The organism is Pedobacter endophyticus (assembly GCF_015679185.1).
GTDB lineage: Bacteria > Bacteroidota > Bacteroidia > Sphingobacteriales > Sphingobacteriaceae > Pedobacter > Pedobacter endophyticus.
This window is the reverse complement of sequence record NZ_CP064939.1, coordinates 442,682-460,046: the sequence shown is the minus strand read 5'-3', so window position 1 is coordinate 460,046 and position 17,365 is coordinate 442,682. Positions and strand designations below refer to the sequence as shown.

Genomic DNA, 17,365 nt, shown 5'->3' with positions numbered 1-17,365 from the left:
GCCAAGCAGATATGTATCCATATAACAACATAGATATATATCCACATAGCAGCGGTTTATGTGTAACAGAAACCACTGGCACAGCAGCTAATTCGCTACTGCCCGAAAAGGCTGTGGGGCTTTCAGGGGAGCTGTCATTGGCGGTAGAAAGGCTGTTCAGGCAGTCAGTCCCCTTTCCGGGGGCTGAGCAAGCGGAAGTTGGGCAGTGGCCCTACTTGCTTGCCCTGAGCTATCGCTACAGGGGTTTCAAGTATCCTCCGGGGATACTTGTTGGCCTTTCAGGCCGATAAAGACAGTAAACGGTATACTTTGAAGTATACCGAATAATTAAATGTAAAAACATATGTATATGTGCATTAATGCATATATCAGCACGACAGGAGTAAATTATGAAGATGGACATCATTACAATGGACGACTTACAGCAGTTCAAGACAGAAATGCTAAATGAAATGAAAAATATTTTGAAAACTAATAGTGGCGCCTCAAATAAATCATGGTTGAGGAGTTCTGAGGTAAGGAAAATGCTAAATATTTCACCTGGAACATTACAGAACCTGCGTATCAATGGCAATTTGCCATTTCGTAAGGTCGGGGGAACTATGTTTTACAGTAGGGAAAAAATTGAAAAGATGATGGAGGGGAAATAAAATGAATAAAGATGAAAATTTTTACCACAAAGGATTGCGTAGATACTTTGAGCAGGCGTCACAACAGCCACATTTTTTTCCAACGCATTTAAGCATATTAATTGCATTGGTTCAGTGTTGCAATTATCAGGATATAACGCTCCCATTTAATGTAAGCAGAAAAAAGCTTATGCGATTTTCAAGGATAAAGTCTGTTTCTACATACCACAAAAATATCAGGGAATTGAAGGAAAGCGGTTTTATTAAATATAAACCCTCGTGGCATCCAAAGCTGGGAAGTGAAGTGAAACTTAATATAGAATTGGAGAAAAACTTTTAAGGATATGGTAATGGAAGATATCAATATCAAGTCTGTGCGATACCCAAAAGCAACGGACGAAAAACTGGAAAAAATTTCGCTGAAACTGGGGAGAACAAAAAAACTGGTGGTTATACAGATGGTAAATTATTTTTATGGTACAAAAAAAGATCCCGTCGATTTCAATGATGAGCTACTTAAAAAAGAGCTTGTTAACGGAGTAAATAGAATAATTTCCTTTTTTAAAAAACAGGAGAAAGATTTTCTGCTACCAATGTTTACCGATAGTAATGGACTCATCATTATAGCAAAAGAGCATACGGAATATTTCAAAATAATCTGGCAGCATCTACAGAGAGAGGAAAAGAAAAGTGACGGAATTTATAACCGCATGGCACAATTGGAAAAAGAAATTGCCAGAACGCACCAATACTACAATGAAAAAAGTAAACTAAAATCTAGTTTTAGAGAAATACTGAACTATTACATCAATCAAAGAGAATCGTTAGGATGGCCAGTATCTGCCGCCAAAAAGGAGGAATTGCAAAGCCATGTCAGAAAATCCCTTGAAAATATTTAGCCTATGTATATCAATATCACGGCATCCGAAACGGGGAATAACAAAGGCAGTAGTGGAGCTTTGGTCAATTATTTGGAAAAGGAGAATGATCTAAAGAATGGGAAAAATTCCATATCGGATTACGAAAACTGGTTCAATGGTGTTAGAAACGATGTTAGGAGACAGGAAGTCCGGGTAAAAATCGATAATAATATTGCAAAGCTTGGCCGTGATGACAATAAGTTTTTCCTGATTAATATCAGTCCAAGCCAAAAGGAGCTGGAACATCTTTTTAAACAATATGAAGAGAGTGGTGCAAAAGAGAAACTCAAAGAATTTGCGGTGAATGCTATGGACGAATACGCTAAGAATTTTAAAAGACCAAGTATCCATACCAATACCGATCTTTTATGGTTTGGCAAGGTTGAAAACTATCGTTACTACAAGTACACAGACAAAGAAGTAAAAAATGGAATAAAGCAAAAGGGCGATCGAAAAGAAGGACGACAAATGCACGTTCAGATTATCGTAAGCCGAAAGGATGCCAGCAACAAAATCAAGCTAAGCCCGATGAACAATTCAAAGGGCAAGAACCAGGCACATTCCAAAAAACTGGGGCAGTTCAACCGTGTGGCGTTCAAGCAATCGGGAGAGAGCATCTTTGATAGGCTCTTTGGTTTTGACAGGGGGCTAAAGGAGACTTTTGCGCATGCCAACGTACAGAAGAATGGCAGTATCGCACAGAAGGAACAGATGGATATTCTTGCAATGTCAACAAATCAGCAACATAATTTAAAGCATGTTAATGAACTGGCACGGGATGTAGCAGATGGGCTTTTTCACTCGGTTGCGGATATGGTCTTGGTAACAGGCCAATCGATAAGTGGGTTTATCGAGGCAATGCTGGAACCAGTGCAGTCTATCGAGCCAGATGTAAATCCAGTGGAGCTTGCAGCACGGAAAAGGCGGAAGCGACAGATGCAACAAAATCAAGGCCTTGGGCGGTAGTCTCAGATTTTCCCCCTGCGCATTTGCGGCCTGCAAAAACGGCCAGCCCACACAGCCCCGCTGTTTTTGCTCTGGTGTCTACGGAAAAGGTTTGGCCGTTTCCTGCCGTTTGTTCCGTTGGTCGGGATAATTCTATTTGATCCTACGCCTTGATGTAATCGCTGTGAATGCTATTACTGAATTCAACTTTTGTCAAAACCCCTTACCACAATGTCCAGAATTTGTCCTTTTTAATTAGTTTTTTGACGTATAAGGATTTTAATGGTTGTGGTTTTGTTTTTTCAGATTTCAACTGTTTGTCCATCATTTCATTCATGTTCCATCCAGATGTAAATGTTGGCTTGAAGTGGTATCCCTTTCCACTCCAGTTTTTCACATCATATTCAAAATCAATATCGATTTGTCCAATTACTTCATATAGCATTGAATAATTTTTGAAATACAAGTCTGGCATGTACCAAGTCACCTCAACTTTATCTTCCCAGCTGGCAAAATTGAGAACTAATACTTCAGAATTTCTAATGTCATCCAAAGTTGGCTTTGTTGAACTATTCACTCTCGTTGTAGCAACTAAATTGTAAGCTGTTTCAGGATTTTGATCCGAAGCCAAGACTATTGCAGCTCCGAAATTTCCATTGTCCAGTTTGAAGCTTATACAGTCACCAGTAGAAAATACTGGGGTTTTTAACTTAGCTTTTTTACGAGGCTTTGGCTTAAGCCTGTTTGTTCTTAATTTGTCTATAAATTTTTCTAATGAAATTCTGCGTTTCTTAATGTCTACTGCGCTTGCGCCAAGATCAAGCCAGATTTTCAACTCTTCGCCACTTTCAATTATTTTTTCAATTTTATTTAATATCTGGGGATTGAGAGAATTAGTTTCCCAAAGCGCAAGACCAAGGGCAAACCAAAGGCTGTTTTTCTCTTCTTCGATTTCCAGTATTTCCCAATTGTCATTGATTATTTTTTCTGAAATAACATGTGGCTCTGCACCTTTATTATATTGGTCAAAAAATTCACTATATATGTCAGCAAATGCGTCGTTGTCTTTTATTGAAGTTCCCCAAGTTCCCATTTAATTATTTTTATATCATTTATATGAGTAAGTATACGTATAGTCAGGTATGCATTTTGGATGGCATAAAATTTCTGTACTTGTGAATCCTATTTCCCTATATATCTATAAACGAATATACTCGTTTATATCTATTATTAGATGTTACAGTTGAGCAAACCTAACAGCTATAAAGTATGACATGTTATTGAATGCGCTGAAAACCGAGCTATTTTTTTTAGGCCGGAAGGTGTTAAAACGAATTTAAGCCTTTGTCTCAATGCGCTGACTGATCAGCCACGTAGCCTCGAAAAGTTTGACCAATTGTTCGTAAACAGTAATTACTTCAGATTTGGAAAGGCTTTCTTCCATGAAGGAGGTGCTCAGCGCATTGTGAAGCCATGTGTGCAGGATTTTTTTGTAGCCGTCCAGTTTATAGATCTTGAACATTTTCTTTAGTACAGATGAAGGCTTTACGATCTCCCGAATGCTCAGATTTTCAGGATAGTCCCGTAGCTTCTTCCTTTCCGTTTTGATGTACCATTTTGCGATATCCCTTTCCTGTTTGTCATCGAAGTCAAGTCTGCCAAGCTTGTAGCGCTTTAAGAGCCAGGCGGCCTCTATCAGCTTTATGGTCAGTTCGTAATGATAGACAAGGTTGTCTGGGCTACATTTTTTTGATTCTTCGGATTCAAGCGCTGCATCGTTTCTCCAGCGTTTCAGCATCTTCAAATGATTGGGCAACCAGGAGTGACTGAAAAAATCGTGTACCACTTTTATCTGATCTGTTATTTCATCACTGTTTAGATAAACGATCCTGTTATCAGATGTTTTTTTTGTTTGCTTTTTCATAATTCAAGTATTGGTCTGTAATATTTTTTCGATCTGTACATCATCGGCGTTTTTTAAGACCGCATAATCTGATGCCGATTTAGCAAGCAGTTCTATTTTCTCGTTGCACATCTCCTTTGCCAACAAAAGAAAAGATGCTACCCGTTGATAAAGACGTTCCGCGTCCTGCCGGGAAACCGTAAAATCATCTTTATAACGTGAACCAGAATAACTTTTTGCCATTACATCAAATAAGCGCTCATCTTCGGGAGTGGACAGGAAAAGTTGAAAAGGGCGTTCGGAAAAGCAAGTACACAAACGGAGCAGGCGGTAAAGGTTATGGAACTCCGAGCGGTAAGCAATGTTAACCCTCACAAGACAGATACAAGTCTGTTCTACAGCCTGATGGAGCATAAAGGCACAAATCCCGAACTGTTCCTTCTCCAGACATTCGGATGCGCACATTAGAAATCCGTCAGCCAGTGGTATGCGATGTTGATAATGTCTAAGCGCCTTTATTGCGGCCATTGTGGGGATAAACGCAGCTATTGGATCACTGTCTAACAGCCCGTCATTACTATAGAGCAGTTTTCCATAGGTAAGCACCCCGATAAAAAAGCGGCTATTTTGCTGTACTGCGTCGATAAGGGATTGCCGGCCGTGGGAGATCACCGTAATCGTTCCATGCTGATAATAGGTGTTGGCAAAATCCTGCATTTCGTAATCAACTCGGGTTGCCGTTTCGGTAACCACCAATAGGCAATGGTCACATTTAAAATAGCCTTGATTGTCATTAAAGCAGCCTTGGGAATTATGAGTGTAGCTGTTCTGCGAAAAGCTGAAGATCTGGAGTGGTTCGAACTTCTGGGCGATCCGATGGATAAACTCCCTAAAATGGACAGCGTGTTCGGCTTCTGGTGATACTTTTGGTTCCATATTGATCTCATTTAGTTAGTAGCGTTTAAATGAGTCTTGGAGATGCAGAAATAGGTGCGGAACTGCATCTCGTGGTTGCATAAAAGTTTCTGAAGCCTTACGTAACACGAGTGTACAGCAGTCCCGCACCTATTTTAGGAATACGCAAATATAGCATATTAATAAATAGGCTGGGTAATCTGCTGTCTTGCGCTACGGCTTCAGAAATGCAACCGCAAGACCATTAATATTTTGTCGTTGTTTAATCTTATATATTCCGATTATCCAATACCCTAAGGTAATCAGTTATTTGCAATACTCCAAATAAAAATACTCTTTTTATGGAGTGTGTTAAAATGGAGTATTTGTGTTACTTTATTTCATGGCAAAAGGCAATCTTCTAACAAGCGAAAAGGAATTGAGGAAAATAGGCTTAAGACTAAAAGCCCTCCGCAAATCTAAAGGTTATACTAGTCCAGATAAGTTTTCCTATGAGAACAACCTGAACCGTTCGCAGTACGGTAAATATGAGGCAGGTAATACCAATATCACAATTGGCACATTGATCAACATCTTAAATTGTTTTGGCGTGAGTTTGAGCGAATTTTTTAATGAAGACTATGATGGAATTGAACAATCAAAATAATGGAGATAAATTATTTAAAAGGTGATGCCACCAATTCTGCAACTATTGGCATCAATATAGTTTACGACATTTAGAATGTGGATACCGATTTCATTAACAGAATTAAAAGAATGCATTTCACGTGTTGAATTAAAACTTGACGGTGAGTTGCTGAATTTCTGGAATCTGATTAAAATTATACCTCAAAAATGGCACGAAACAGAATATGGAGTTGAGGGTGGAGGATTTTGGGTTGTCGCAGTTTTCGGGAATACAGTAGTTTTTTATAATGATATCGAAGATGGGTTTAATATTTCACCATATACAGCTTACGGACAGATTAGCAAATATGCATGTGAACAAGCCGAACTTGATTGGATCGTAGAACGATTTTACAATTCATTAAAACAGAATGCTCAACTACCAATGCGCACAAGTGATTTGACAAGCAAGATACTTGCATATCGATATCTTAAAGATTTCGATATCGATCAATCCATCGACTGGGCTGTTGAAATGTTGTCGCTTGGTTACGAAACACCGTCTTTACTGATCTTAGCAGGTATTTCTAAGCCAGCAAACTTTTTTGAAACAGAAAAATATCTACTCTCTTCATTTAATGAGCTTGTTATCGTGTTGCCAGAAGAACAAGAAGCAATTGTTGGGTACTGTAGAACTTTCATTGAAAAAATGGCTAAATCGATAGATGTTAAAAGCAATCTAAAAGCTTTGTATTCGACAGGTCTGGCTTTTGATTATGAAAAACCAATTTTCGATTTTTATCTACTGTACTGGGCGTGGGGCGATTTAGACTATGGCGAGAATTATCAAGATTATGTTCCAGAGGCTACCAAAGATAATATAGAAGGATTGGTAACAAATAAAGCAATCGCGTGGCTGCAGAACAATAGATACATTTAACCAAACTTGCTGAACCCTAAATTAAGTAATAAATATTTGACCTCTTTTAAAATGGCAGAAGAAGAATACGAAAAAATACTTTTCCAATTTCACAGTGATGTCCTTGATGAAGAAACCATCGAGACAATGTGGGCTGTAGTAATTGATAAAGAAAAAGGCCTTTACAAATTGGACAGTATTCCCTTTTATGCTCCCGACGTCGCGGCTGATGATATTATTTATGCAGAATTTGATGAAGATCAAGAACGGTTAACCTACAGGAACACAGTTGAAGCGTCTGGTAATTCTACTGTTCAGGTTGTAATATTGGATTCTGGCACTGATACAAATGAAATTAGAGAAATGTTTGACTCGCTTGGCTGCACTAGCGAAAAGTATAATGAAGGATATTTTGTAATTGATGTCCCTAGTAGTCTGGACTATTCAGCTGTACAGAATAGGCTAACGGAGCTGCAAAATGCTGGGATTATCGGTTATGCAGAGTCCTGTTTATCTAAAAAGCACGGGTTGGAGTAAATTATGAAAACAGAAATCGATTTTTTATCCGATAAAGAAGTAGAAATTTGGAATTATGCCGAGTCTCAAAATGGAACGATGGACTTTTTAACCGAAAAACTTTCCGCGGAAGGAATATTTGAGCAATATCGGAATATCCATAAATCTTATCTTGAACTCTATTCCCGCATTGATGAAGAAACAATAAAGCTTGAAATCTTAAAGCGGCTGATATTTTTAAATTGGTACGCTCTGGTAGAGCCGAGTTGTTATACAGGAATTGAAGATCTTGACAATGCAACCGCATCTGAATCATATTCCATTTTAGATCAATATTTAATCGATGGAAAAATCGATTCAGAATTTAAGTGGATGTTGTCTTTCTATTCCAGTTGGGACTACACGATACTTCCATTTTCAGAAAATAAACTTGAAGCCTTAACTGCATTTGTAAAAGGGGTAGATACTTCCATTTTAAGCTGTCCTAAAAATCAGTTGCCAAAAGGCGTAATGGATAACAGGGGACAGATGGGAATTTATTGGATAAGTATGTCAGTTGAAAAGAAGATTATATGAGCACCCAAAACAAAAAAGATATACAAGTCATATGCTTAGCTATAAATTAATATATTAGCAATACAAAACCAGCAAATTTATGGCGCAAATACCACTGCTTACAGCTGCATTGGAGAATGTTTACGCCTGGTATATATAAGTTACTGGTAGGCTTAAGAGGAGAATACATTGGACAACAAAATTGAGACATATTCGACACTTTGGAGTTTGGTTGACCTAGACCAGACAGATCACAAACTGAAGGAAATCGCGGTTCTCTTCTTAAATGCAATGAACGACTGGCCGACACAAGACCAGTACAAAATTGCAGACTTTGACAAAGAACTTAAAGAATATTTCGGCTCACCATTGACAATTGAGAAAATACAACTAAAGAAGTTTAATGGAAAAAATGCTTGGCAGGTTGAAGCGGGCAGTTCAATAGTTGAAGTCATTGACACTTCGGGAAGATTTTGGAATGAAAGTAACTTCGATAATATATTAAAAAATATTCTTAATTTCTATGAACAGGAATTTAAAAGGACTGACTTTATTGCACAACTGAAATATAGGACAACAGAACAAGGTGGTAGACAGACTCCAGCTAAAAGCGGTTACAGACCACAAATAAAGTTTGACTTGATAGAAATGCAGACATCAGGACAACAAACTTTTATTGACAAGGAAACTGTTTTTCCTGGTGACACAGTTAACGCAAAAATTAAAATATTATCACCAGACTATTTTTCGGGTTGTCTGACAGAAGGAATGGAGTTTGAATTTAGAGAAGGTGAGACAGTTATTGGGACAGGAGAAATAAAATATATCGTAAATGACAAACTTGAAAAAGCCAACTGGTAACAGCACCTACCCAGATGGCGGGGTTTCGTGTCCCTAAGAGAGTAATGATAAAAAATCAGTGGTAAATCATAATTGTTTCCAATTAACCACGCTTTGTTAGAGCCACTATAAACATAAATTATATGTTATTTAAGTATAAATCAGCCAAACATTTCATAATGCTGTTTTTTGCATTCTGCTTTATTTCATGTGCTACGATTTTCAAAGACAGTCCTCTTACGCTCTTGAAAGAGGTTTATAATCATAAGAAAACAAAAAAAGCCATGGTGTTTATGAACGATGGGAACGCAACAACTGATAATTCCTTACATGTAATTCTGGAAAATGCAGATTTTGAATTAACCGAGGCGGAGTCAGGAAATGTTTTTATCGTAGATTCTGATCATAACTCTGCAAAACTGGATTCAGATGCGATAAACTTAACCTGGTTAAGTGAAAAAACTTTGGAAATCTCATTTGATTCAAAATTGAGGGCATTTAAAAAAGCTGATGAAATAGATGGAGTGAAGATTGTATATAAAGAACGATAGAAATAACCATATGAAATGTTATCTATACATAGACAATGATAAGATTGGTAAAGTTGATTTCAAAGTAATTGATGAAAGTATGGGAGCGATATCGGGCGAACTAATTACTAATGAAAATTACGGAAAATACAAACTAACCGTTCAACAACATTTTCAGTTGAAAGGCATTTCCAATATTGAAGATTTTAATTTTAGAATTACCTTAGAAAATGGAACAGAACTAAATCCCGCAGGTGGCATAGGGGTTATTGATTCCGCAGAATTCAATGAGTTAAAAGTTGAATCGGCTGGGCTGGATTTATCGATTTTTAGAAGTGGCAAATAATTACTGTAGTTTACCTATGAAAATTGACCAAATATCAGAGATTGGAATAGACATCGAAGAAAGGCTGTGCATAAAACCCTCAATAGCTCGTTTTGATCTCATTTATAGAACAGCCACAGAAGTACATTGGGATGCAAACGGACTTTTCCTTTTTTCACCGAAACCGAGAGAATTGACTTATCTTGATTGGTATATTCATATTGTAGCTGTAGTAAATGATGAATGTGGTTACAAGCTGGTATTGAGTGATAAAACTATTTGGACAAACATTCCTGATGAATTAAAATGGGGAATTCTAAAGTTGGATAAAAAAACGTTTAAAGGAAAATAGCTCTCCATCAACCGCAACTCATTTTGTATCTGAACCAATAATGAGCCAATTAAAATACCTTCATATTTTAAGGTTCCAATTTGGTACCTTAAGATAGGTTATCACGAATTGTGATAACCTATCCCTGGTATTTGTATAAATCTAGCGACTCATTCCTCTGCCACGATCGTTTTTCTGGCTATTTTTTGTTTCCTGAAGCTTACGGTACAATTCCCTGCTTTCTAGTAGATTGGTATATTCACGTACCGCCTTTGAAATACTTCCCTGCACATCCTGCCATTTTAGCTTTCCATCCATCAGTTTTACGGGAACATTAAAGTCGATATCGTTATGGTACATTAGAGACGACTTAGCAGTGTTAGGGTCGACATTTGGATATTTCTGGCAGTAGTAATCCAATATTTCATCTAAAGGCATTTCCATTAACAGGTAATGCATATCGATAAAATCCTTGATCCTTTGTCCGCTATTCACAATTGCATTGATCTTCATGGCAGATATATCCTGATTGGACATCATCCTTATGCCTTCGATTGTTTCTATTGGTCTGATAGATGGATACTTGTGCGAGATAAAATCAAAATCAACTTCGCCAATGCTACCACTTACATAATTGCCCTTGTGGCGTTTTACATCCGCACCATAGCTGTTCCTTAAATGTACAGCGAGTCCATCACCATCAAAGTCTGACGAGCTGAAAAGGTCGATATCTACGGATTCCCTGTGGCCAATCCTTAAAGATAGTGCGGTACCTCCAACAAGGTAAAAGGAGTTGAGCTGATGGTCTTGCATCAGTGTCTGGATTAGATCCAGTGTCCCTGGTGTAACTGTTTCTTTGTGTAACATCTGAGTTTTTCTTTGCTCAACTGAAAATATTTACAAACGGCCTCCATGGTCATATCAGAAAGATAGGTGATGTCTTCATTGAGGGCTCGGATTACGTTTTCTCTACCATAAAACCTGATCATCTCTTCCCAATCCATTGTATTGCCTTTATCAAGCACCCGTTCGATAACGGTTTTGTAACTCCTGTTCCAGTCCAGTTTTTCGAAATCAAAGTCCCAGAACAGTACCTTTGGAAGGTCGGGTCTTCTGATCTTTTGTATCAGTGGCTGTCTTTCAATCTTGATTTCATCGTTTTCGAACGGAACCTTTTTTTTGGAAAGATAGTTGTTCAATGTATGATAGTTATAGGTTGGGTAGCTGTCGCAAAATCCCTTCAGACTTGAAAACACATCGATATCCGTACTGGCAAATCTTTTCCAGTGCACAACGATTACTCTTTTGTTCAATTCCTTTGACATCCTACAAATTTAACTAAAACAGGAACTAATGCCTAATATTTTTAAATATTTGTCAGTTGTTGTTTATTTGTCTATTAATATTTATCATTTAGAATCGCCATATCTGCACTTACCTTTATATCCAAGACCTTTGCATATATCTGGGTAGTCCTGATATTGGTATGTCCAAGCATCTTCGATACGCTTTCCATTGGCACTCCATTAAGAAGGGTAACGGTGGTAGCGAATGTATGCCTTGCAATATGTGAGCTTAAGGGTTTATCAATTTCGCACACAGTAGCAATTTCTTTTAGATACTCATTCATCTTCTGGTTGCTCGAGACTGGCAATGCTCTGTCTTTGGTGATGCAATAGGGATGATCGATATATTTTTCCAATACTGCGATTGCAGGAGTCAATAGGGGAACAGCAGAACGCGTTCCCGTCTTGGTTCTGTTTATATAAACCCATTTTTTGCCATCTAAACCTGTTTTAATATTAGATAAGCTCAGCTTTTCTATGTCAGAATAAGCAAGTCCCGTGAAACAGCAAAAGATAAAAACGTCCCGTACCTGACTCAGTCGCTCGGTTAAGAACTGCTTTTCTGAAATTTTAGTTAATTCATCCTCTGTAAGAAATGAACGCTCTACGTTTTTACTCTTTAGTTTGTATCCAAACATTGGATCGCTGTCTATCCATTTTAAGCTCAAAGAAATACGTAGGATTTTACCAAGACTTTTCAGATACCTTACTGTGGTATTGTTGGCACAACCGTTTACTGACCTCAGGAAAAAATCAAAATCTCTTATAAACGCATGGTTAATATTTTTGATGTTGATATCTGTTATCTTGTATTTTTCATTCATGAAAGCTACAAGATGCCTTTCCAAGACCTGAAAGCGCTTCAAAGTACCAATGGCGTATTCACGTCCAACTAGGGCTTCCATCTTTTCGTTGTGTATTTTGATCCCTTCCATCAAGGTATGCTTCCGGACTTCCCGCCCGATAAATTTGCACTTAATTCTTTCGGAGGTAATAATTTCACCTGCATCAAAAAGATCCCTGTAAACCTGGTTGATCATTGCCTGGAGATTGTCCAGGTAAGCATTAAAGCTTCTGACATCTTCCTTTTTTCCATCCTGTCTGCCTGATTTGGTATTCCACTTTTCAGGATCGCACTCAAGCCCGCTGGTCATTTCTGCCCTTTTTCCGCCAACAGTTATCCTAAGATAAACTGGGACATGGCCGCCACGATAGTTTTTCTGCTTTTTAAGATAAAAAAGCAGGCTAAAATTAGTCTTCATATAAACTGAATTAAGGTTAACAAAATTAGCCCTGCAGTCTGAAAACGTCAAGATGTTCGATGGCCGAACGACTTGCTAAACAAGTGGTTATGTATAATTCGGTGAGTACTTCTGGTACCTAAATTACTCACCGAATCACACACTTTTAATATGAGATTCGGTGAGTATTTTGGTTTTTCTACTAAAACAAAAAAGCTTGCAATCATTTGATTTGCAAGCTTTTACGTAGTTTTGATACTATCTTCTGTGATCCCGCTGGGATTCGAACCCAGGACCACTACATTAAAAGTGTAATGCTCTACCAGCTGAGCTACGGAATCTTCTTTATCAGAAACAATATCCGTTTCCTTTAAAGTGGTGCAAATATAGGGTTAACAACAATTGCGTGCAAATAAAATTTCTGGAAATGTCATAGTATATTGATTTATAGGCGAATTAATTTTTCCTTTCGCTTTTTTAAACATAATTGATAAATTTAGCAACTACTATTAAGATCATTTCATGTCGAAAATCAACCTATCGTGCGCTATTTTGCCACTTTTTTTCTTGTTCTCGTGTAACTCAGATTCCAAAAAAGCCGCTGCAGAGGCAAAGTTCAAGCAAGATTCTATGGCTTCGTGCGAGAAAAATTTGCCAAAACGGTTCGGAGCCGTCAAAGATACATCGAGTTTTGCAAGCAATGCCGTAAGTCACGATGGTATGGTTTTAATTCCGGGGGGCGAGTTTACGATGGGCGCATCAGATAAAGAAGGGCGGGAGGATGAGTATCCAAAGCACCGGGTAAAACTGGCTTCCTTTTGGATGGATGCTACCGAAGTGACCAACGCCAGCTTCAAGAAATTTGTTGATGCAACAGGCTATGTTACCACAGCCGAGCGCAAGCCCGATTGGGAAGAAATGAAAAAGCAATTGCCGCCCGGAACGCCCAAGCCCGACGATAGCGTTTTCGTAGCAGCCTCTTTAGTATTTTATCAGCCGAAGTCGGTAACCAGCTTAAATGATGCTTCGCAATGGTGGCGCTGGGTAAAAGGTGCCAATTGGAAGCACCCACATGGCCCAAAGAGCGACATTAAAGGGAAAGAAAATTTCCCCGTTGTACACCTATCGTGGGATGATGCGCTGGCGTATTGCAAGTGGTCGGGAAAAAGATTACCAACAGAAGCAGAATGGGAATATGCCGCAAGGGGCGGTTTGAAAGATAACCTCTATCCCTGGGGCAACGAAGATATTGAGAAAGGAAAAGCAAAAGCAAACACCTGGCAGGGTAATTTTCCGGTTAAGAACACAGATTGGGATAAATTTAACGGGCTGGCCGCCACGAAGCAGTTTAAAGCGAATGGGTACGGATTGTTTGATATGGCCGGAAACGTTTGGGAGTGGTGTAGCGACTGGTACCGACCCGATTACTACAGCACACTGAACGGATTAAGCACCAACCCACAGGGGCCACCCGATAGTTACGACCCAATGGAACCAACCGTACCCAAAAAGGTAGTTAGAGGCGGTTCTTTTATGTGTAATGCTTCGTACTGTAAAGGGTATAGGGTAACCTCGAGAATGAAAACCTCAACTGATACGGGCCTCGAACATACCGGTTTTAGATGCGTAAGTTCAAATTAGTAAAAATCACGCAAACGTTTGACCTCATATTTCTTGAAATATTTGCTTAGTTTGGTCCTAACAATTAAACCGAACCAAACTTTATGCAATCGACAACAAAACCAGGCCAGGGGCAGGGCCTAAAACCCCTTATCATTATTTGCGCCCTATTTTTTATTTTTGGCTTTGTAACCTGGGCAAATGGTACTTTAATTCCTTTCTTCAAGTTATCTTTCGGATTAACAAATCTTCAGGCGTTTTTTGTAACCTTTGCCTCGTACATGGCTTACTTCTTTTTAGCCTTACCATCCTCATGGATACTTAAAAAAGTAGGTTTCAAAAATGGCATTATTTTAGGTTTGTTGATTCTTGGCTTGGGTTCGCTCATCTTTATCCCCGCTGCCCAAACCAGAACTTTTGGCTTATTCCTCACCGGAATTTTCGTTCAGGGAGCCGCATTGGCCTTGCTTCAAACGGCATCAAATCCTTATTTAACCATTATCGGGCCGATAGAAAGTGCAGCAAAGCGCATCAGTATAGCTGGCATCTGCAATAAATTTGCAGGAATGATTGTGCCTTTGATTATGGGCACGCTGTTTTTAAAAAATGCTTCGGAAGTAGAAAAACAAATAAAAGCCGCCACCGGAGCCGTACACGAGCAATTACTTAATGATGTTTTAGGAAGAGTAAATATGCCTTACATTGTTTTGGCCATTGTTTTTTCCCTTTTTGCTTTGCTTATTAAGTTTACCAACCTGCCCGAAGTGGAAGTTGAGGAAGATGTTGTTGATGAAACCAAGGGCGCTGTTGTAAAACATACCAGCATATTTCAATTTCCACATGTGTTTTTAGGGGCGCTTTGCATCTTTGTTTACGTAGGCGCCGAAGTAATGGCGGGCGATATTATCGGTATCTACGGCAGGGAGCTCGGCATCAGTGCAGAAATTAGCGGAAAATTAACCTCTATTACGCTGTTTAGTATGTTGGTAGGCTACATTATCGGCATTGCAACCATTCCAAAGTATATATCACAACAAAAGGCACTCCGCATCTGCGCAATTTTAGGTATCGTGTTTACGGTGTTATCTTTTGCTATTTCCAGCTGGTTTGCAGTGATCTTTGTTGCCTTGTTAGGATTGGCGAACTCGTTAATGTGGCCGGCAATTTTCCCCCTGGGAATCAGCCACCTGGGCAAGTTTACCAAAATTGGTTCGGCAATTATGATTATGGGTATTGCCGGCGGCGCCATAATGCCGTTGATGTACGCATTTTTAAACGAAAAGTTACATATCAACTTTCAAATGGCCTATCTGTTAACCGTGTTGCCATGCTATTTATACATTCTTTACTTTGCAATAAAAGGTCACAAAGTAGGCTTGAACTTAAAGTAATCCAAAAAATCAATACACCCTTAAGCCCGGTCTGTAAAGATTGGGCTTTCTTTTGCCATAAATTTTCACTTATTTTGGCGCATGATTAGGAAAGTGACTTCTCATTTCTAATATCTCATATCTCAACAAAATGAATAAAGCTATTTTCCTGGATCGCGATGGCGTTCTGAATCACGAGATCTACGATTACATTTGCCGCGTTGAAGATTTCAAAATTCTTGATTATCAGATTCCGGTTTTAAAAAAACTGTACGATGAAGGTTACCTTTTAATAGTAATTACCAACCAGGGCGGTATTGCTTTAAAGAGATACAGTGAACAAGAGTTGGCGATTATGCATCAAATGCTGCGAAATGCGTTTATTGCCAAGGGGGCCGATATTGCAGGATTTTATTACTGCCCGCACCATCCAACCGTTGGTGGCGAATGTAAATGCCGCAAGCCTGCATCGGGAATGATTTTAGATGCCATTGATATGTACGAAATTGACCCTGCACAATCGGTAATGATCGGCGATAAGCCCCGAGACGTTGAGGCCGCTAATGGGGCAGGAGTGAAAGGAATATTAATTCAACCTGATGAGCAGATCAGTTACGATAAAATTAAGGAAGTTTTGAGTCGTGAGTCGTTAGTCTGAAGTCTTTCCGTCATTTCGACTGGAGCGAAGCGTAACGGAGAAATCTGTTTGATCAGCGCTACTGCATAAGGGCAAATGATATCTCCGCCGATGAAAAATCGGCATTTGATATGACGGGTAGTTTTATACGCATCGCTTACACTACCATTCCGATTTAGACCCGATTGTAATGGCAGCCTCCGATTCCTTCAATCGGAGCTATAATGGAAAGCGGGGCAGAAGCAACCGATGTGCACTGTAATTGCTCTCCAAACAAACAAATTCCCTCATAAAATGTAATCACCCTTTGCAATCTACATAACATACAAGAGTTCTCCGTAAAGTTGTCAGCTAGTAAAAAGATCTCTCCGCTACGGTCGAGATGACGAGTAATTGAAGTGAAAAGAAAAAGCCCTAATCTCCAAGCTGAAAATTCAACTCAAAAATTAGGGCTTCATATCCGGAGACTCCCGACTGAGGACTCTGGACTAAAGACTATTTCCCCGCTGCCTTAGCATGATCGGCCAGAAACGTTGCCAAACCTGTATCGGTTAACGGGTGTTTCAATAAGCCAACAATAGCAGCCAATGGAGCAGTAATTACATCAGCACCGAGTTTTGCACAATTTACAATATGCAACGGACCACGGATAGAAGCGGCCAAAATTTGAGTTTCGTAACCGTAGTTATCAAAAATCGTTCTGATATCTTCAATTAGCACCAGGCCATCGCTTGATATATCATCTAAACGACCCAAAAACGGCGAAACATAAGTTGCACCAGCTTTAGCTGCCAATAGTGCCTGCCCGGCAGAAAAAATTAATGTACAGTTGGTTTTAATGCCTTTTGATGAGAAATATTTAATGGCCTTAACGCCGTCTTTAATCATCGGCACTTTCACTACAATTTTAGGATTTAGTGCTGCCAAAGCTTCACCTTCCTTAACAATTTCATCAAATGTGGTTGCAATAACTTCGGCACTTACGTTATCTTCAACTATATCGCAAATGGCTTTGTAATGGTTAATTACGTTTTCCTCGCCGGTAATGCCTTCTTTAGCCATTAAGCTCGGGTTGGTAGTTACACCATCTAAAATGCCAAGATCATGCGCCTCTTTAATTTGGTCGAGGTTTGCTGTGTCAATAAAAAATTTCATGGTTTTAAATTCTTAAAATGATTATTAGGTTATCTTTCGGGAACCCTGACGAATTTAATGCT

The 17,365-nt window shown here is 39.0% G+C and carries 23 protein-coding genes and 1 tRNA gene; 16 read left to right on the top strand and 8 right to left on the bottom strand.

Annotation, left to right across the window (positions count from 1 at the left end; all coding sequences use genetic code 11):
• Positions 1–11: 11 nt before the first annotated feature.
• The 5 genes from IZT61_RS02015 (at position 12) to IZT61_RS01995 (ending at position 2,515) form a co-directional block, all read left to right on the top strand.
• Complete coding sequence (locus tag IZT61_RS02015) at positions 12–290, top strand: hypothetical protein (RefSeq protein WP_196099541.1); 279 nt, start codon at positions 12–14, stop codon at positions 288–290.
• Positions 291–389: 99 nt separating this feature from the next.
• A complete protein-coding gene (locus IZT61_RS02010) occupies positions 390–650 on the top strand; it encodes a helix-turn-helix domain-containing protein (RefSeq protein WP_131562733.1) in 261 nt (86 codons plus the stop codon).
• 1 nt (position 651) lies between these two features.
• Complete coding sequence (locus IZT61_RS02005) at positions 652–969, top strand: hypothetical protein (RefSeq protein ID WP_196099540.1); 318 nt, start codon at positions 652–654, stop codon at positions 967–969.
• Between the two features lie 10 nt (positions 970–979).
• A complete protein-coding gene (locus IZT61_RS02000; RefSeq protein WP_196099539.1) occupies positions 980–1,528 on the top strand; it encodes a BfmA/BtgA family mobilization protein in 549 nt (182 codons plus the stop codon).
• A 3-nt stretch (positions 1,529–1,531) separates the two neighbouring features.
• Positions 1,532–2,515: a DUF5712 family protein gene (locus IZT61_RS01995; RefSeq protein ID WP_196099538.1), complete on the top strand. Its 984-nt coding sequence runs from the start codon at positions 1,532–1,534 to the stop codon at positions 2,513–2,515.
• A 202-nt stretch (positions 2,516–2,717) separates the two neighbouring features.
• Here IZT61_RS01995 and IZT61_RS01990 read toward each other — a convergent pair whose 3' ends face one another.
• The 3 genes from IZT61_RS01990 to IZT61_RS01980 all read right to left on the bottom strand — a co-directional run bounded on the left by IZT61_RS01990 (position 2,718) and on the right by IZT61_RS01980 (position 5,333).
• On the bottom strand, positions 2,718–3,587 hold the full coding sequence (locus IZT61_RS01990; protein ID WP_196099537.1) for a hypothetical protein: 870 nt from the start codon (positions 3,585–3,587) through the stop codon (positions 2,718–2,720).
• 243 nt (positions 3,588–3,830) lie between these two features.
• Positions 3,831–4,418: a hypothetical protein gene (locus IZT61_RS01985; RefSeq protein ID WP_196099536.1), complete on the bottom strand. Its 588-nt coding sequence runs from the start codon at positions 4,416–4,418 to the stop codon at positions 3,831–3,833.
• A gap of 3 nt (positions 4,419–4,421) precedes the next feature.
• Complete coding sequence (locus IZT61_RS01980) at positions 4,422–5,333, bottom strand: HEPN domain-containing protein (protein ID WP_196099535.1); 912 nt, start codon at positions 5,331–5,333, stop codon at positions 4,422–4,424.
• A 361-nt stretch (positions 5,334–5,694) separates the two neighbouring features.
• On the opposite strand from IZT61_RS01980, the gene IZT61_RS01975 reads away from it, so the two are divergent.
• From IZT61_RS01975 to IZT61_RS01940, 8 genes are all read left to right on the top strand, one after another.
• Positions 5,695–5,958 (top strand): helix-turn-helix domain-containing protein, encoded by a 264-nt coding sequence (locus IZT61_RS01975; protein WP_196099534.1) that lies wholly within the window; start codon positions 5,695–5,697, stop codon positions 5,956–5,958.
• A 75-nt stretch (positions 5,959–6,033) separates the two neighbouring features.
• Positions 6,034–6,858 (top strand): hypothetical protein, encoded by an 825-nt coding sequence (locus tag IZT61_RS01970; protein ID WP_196099533.1) that lies wholly within the window; start codon positions 6,034–6,036, stop codon positions 6,856–6,858.
• Positions 6,859–6,909: 51 nt separating this feature from the next.
• On the top strand, positions 6,910–7,374 hold the full coding sequence (locus tag IZT61_RS01965) for a DUF4265 domain-containing protein (protein ID WP_196099532.1): 465 nt from the start codon (positions 6,910–6,912) through the stop codon (positions 7,372–7,374).
• Between the two features lie 3 nt (positions 7,375–7,377).
• A complete protein-coding gene (locus IZT61_RS01960; protein ID WP_196099531.1) occupies positions 7,378–7,929 on the top strand; it encodes a hypothetical protein in 552 nt (183 codons plus the stop codon).
• Between the two features lie 168 nt (positions 7,930–8,097).
• Positions 8,098–8,769 carry an EF-Tu C-terminal domain-related protein gene (locus IZT61_RS01955; RefSeq protein WP_196099530.1) on the top strand — a complete coding sequence of 224 codons (672 nt, stop codon included), beginning with the start codon at positions 8,098–8,100 and terminating at the stop codon, positions 8,767–8,769.
• 122 nt (positions 8,770–8,891) lie between these two features.
• Positions 8,892–9,299 carry a hypothetical protein gene (locus tag IZT61_RS01950; RefSeq protein ID WP_196099529.1) on the top strand — a complete coding sequence of 136 codons (408 nt, stop codon included), beginning with the start codon at positions 8,892–8,894 and terminating at the stop codon, positions 9,297–9,299.
• A gap of 10 nt (positions 9,300–9,309) precedes the next feature.
• Complete coding sequence (locus IZT61_RS01945; protein ID WP_196099528.1) at positions 9,310–9,624, top strand: hypothetical protein; 315 nt, start codon at positions 9,310–9,312, stop codon at positions 9,622–9,624.
• Between the two features lie 16 nt (positions 9,625–9,640).
• A complete protein-coding gene (locus IZT61_RS01940; RefSeq protein ID WP_196099527.1) occupies positions 9,641–9,955 on the top strand; it encodes a hypothetical protein in 315 nt (104 codons plus the stop codon).
• 141 nt (positions 9,956–10,096) lie between these two features.
• Here the strand turns inward: IZT61_RS01940 and IZT61_RS01935 are convergent, their stop codons facing one another.
• From IZT61_RS01935 to IZT61_RS01920, 4 genes are all read right to left on the bottom strand, one after another.
• Positions 10,097–10,801 (bottom strand): nucleotidyl transferase AbiEii/AbiGii toxin family protein, encoded by a 705-nt coding sequence (locus IZT61_RS01935; protein ID WP_196099526.1) that lies wholly within the window; start codon positions 10,799–10,801, stop codon positions 10,097–10,099.
• Complete coding sequence (locus IZT61_RS01930; RefSeq protein ID WP_196099525.1) at positions 10,759–11,259, bottom strand: DUF6922 domain-containing protein; 501 nt, start codon at positions 11,257–11,259, stop codon at positions 10,759–10,761. The genes IZT61_RS01935 and IZT61_RS01930 overlap by 43 nt, the downstream gene beginning before the upstream one ends.
• Positions 11,260–11,333: 74 nt before the next feature.
• Positions 11,334–12,542 carry a site-specific integrase gene (locus tag IZT61_RS01925; protein ID WP_196099524.1) on the bottom strand — a complete coding sequence of 403 codons (1,209 nt, stop codon included), beginning with the start codon at positions 12,540–12,542 and terminating at the stop codon, positions 11,334–11,336.
• A gap of 247 nt (positions 12,543–12,789) precedes the next feature.
• Positions 12,790–12,862: transfer RNA gene (locus IZT61_RS01920), tRNA-Lys, on the bottom strand.
• A gap of 181 nt (positions 12,863–13,043) precedes the next feature.
• Here IZT61_RS01920 and IZT61_RS01915 point away from each other — a divergent pair.
• From IZT61_RS01915 to IZT61_RS01905, 3 genes are all read left to right on the top strand, one after another.
• Positions 13,044–14,162, top strand: a complete 1,119-nt coding sequence (locus IZT61_RS01915) for a formylglycine-generating enzyme family protein (RefSeq protein WP_196099523.1) — start codon at positions 13,044–13,046, stop codon at positions 14,160–14,162.
• Positions 14,163–14,245: 83 nt separating this feature from the next.
• Positions 14,246–15,532: a sugar MFS transporter gene (locus IZT61_RS01910; protein WP_196099522.1), complete on the top strand. Its 1,287-nt coding sequence runs from the start codon at positions 14,246–14,248 to the stop codon at positions 15,530–15,532.
• 130 nt (positions 15,533–15,662) lie between these two features.
• Positions 15,663–16,169: a D-glycero-alpha-D-manno-heptose-1,7-bisphosphate 7-phosphatase gene (locus IZT61_RS01905; protein ID WP_196099521.1), complete on the top strand. Its 507-nt coding sequence runs from the start codon at positions 15,663–15,665 to the stop codon at positions 16,167–16,169.
• A gap of 474 nt (positions 16,170–16,643) precedes the next feature.
• On the opposite strand, the gene fsa is transcribed toward IZT61_RS01905, so the two are convergent.
• The gene (fsa, locus tag IZT61_RS01900; RefSeq protein ID WP_196099520.1) at positions 16,644–17,303 is read right to left on the bottom strand and encodes a fructose-6-phosphate aldolase; all 660 of its coding nucleotides are present in this window, start codon (positions 17,301–17,303) and stop codon (positions 16,644–16,646) included.
• Between the last annotated feature and the right edge of the window lie 62 nt (positions 17,304–17,365).

Bases quoted from the DNA above. Each gene is read 5' to 3' on its own strand.
- IZT61_RS01960 (WP_196099531.1), top strand. From the start codon at position 7,378: ATGAAAACAGAAATCGATTTTTTATCCGATAAAGAAGTAGAAATTTGG.
- IZT61_RS02005 (WP_196099540.1), top strand. From the start codon at position 652: ATGAATAAAGATGAAAATTTTTACCACAAAGGATTGCGTAGATACTTT.
- fsa (WP_196099520.1), bottom strand. From the start codon at position 17,303: ATGAAATTTTTTATTGACACAGCAAACCTCGACCAAATTAAAGAGGCG.
- IZT61_RS01915 (WP_196099523.1), top strand. From the start codon at position 13,044: ATGTCGAAAATCAACCTATCGTGCGCTATTTTGCCACTTTTTTTCTTG.
- IZT61_RS01980 (WP_196099535.1), bottom strand. From the start codon at position 5,333: ATGGAACCAAAAGTATCACCAGAAGCCGAACACGCTGTCCATTTTAGG.
- IZT61_RS01935 (WP_196099526.1), bottom strand. From the start codon at position 10,801: ATGTTACACAAAGAAACAGTTACACCAGGGACACTGGATCTAATCCAG.
- IZT61_RS01985 (WP_196099536.1), bottom strand. From the start codon at position 4,418: ATGAAAAAGCAAACAAAAAAAACATCTGATAACAGGATCGTTTATCTA.
- IZT61_RS01950 (WP_196099529.1), top strand. From the start codon at position 8,892: ATGTTATTTAAGTATAAATCAGCCAAACATTTCATAATGCTGTTTTTT.
- IZT61_RS01990 (WP_196099537.1), bottom strand. From the start codon at position 3,587: ATGGGAACTTGGGGAACTTCAATAAAAGACAACGACGCATTTGCTGAC.
- IZT61_RS01905 (WP_196099521.1), top strand. From the start codon at position 15,663: ATGAATAAAGCTATTTTCCTGGATCGCGATGGCGTTCTGAATCACGAG.
- IZT61_RS02015 (WP_196099541.1), top strand. From the start codon at position 12: ATGTATCCATATAACAACATAGATATATATCCACATAGCAGCGGTTTA.
- IZT61_RS01925 (WP_196099524.1), bottom strand. From the start codon at position 12,542: ATGAAGACTAATTTTAGCCTGCTTTTTTATCTTAAAAAGCAGAAAAAC.
- IZT61_RS01930 (WP_196099525.1), bottom strand. From the start codon at position 11,259: ATGTCAAAGGAATTGAACAAAAGAGTAATCGTTGTGCACTGGAAAAGA.
- IZT61_RS01965 (WP_196099532.1), top strand. From the start codon at position 6,910: ATGGCAGAAGAAGAATACGAAAAAATACTTTTCCAATTTCACAGTGAT.
- IZT61_RS01945 (WP_196099528.1), top strand. From the start codon at position 9,310: ATGAAATGTTATCTATACATAGACAATGATAAGATTGGTAAAGTTGAT.
- IZT61_RS02010 (WP_131562733.1), top strand. From the start codon at position 390: ATGAAGATGGACATCATTACAATGGACGACTTACAGCAGTTCAAGACA.
- IZT61_RS01995 (WP_196099538.1), top strand. From the start codon at position 1,532: ATGTATATCAATATCACGGCATCCGAAACGGGGAATAACAAAGGCAGT.
- IZT61_RS01975 (WP_196099534.1), top strand. From the start codon at position 5,695: ATGGCAAAAGGCAATCTTCTAACAAGCGAAAAGGAATTGAGGAAAATA.
- IZT61_RS01940 (WP_196099527.1), top strand. From the start codon at position 9,641: ATGAAAATTGACCAAATATCAGAGATTGGAATAGACATCGAAGAAAGG.
- IZT61_RS01910 (WP_196099522.1), top strand. From the start codon at position 14,246: ATGCAATCGACAACAAAACCAGGCCAGGGGCAGGGCCTAAAACCCCTT.
- IZT61_RS01970 (WP_196099533.1), top strand. From the start codon at position 6,034: ATGTGGATACCGATTTCATTAACAGAATTAAAAGAATGCATTTCACGT.
- IZT61_RS02000 (WP_196099539.1), top strand. From the start codon at position 980: ATGGAAGATATCAATATCAAGTCTGTGCGATACCCAAAAGCAACGGAC.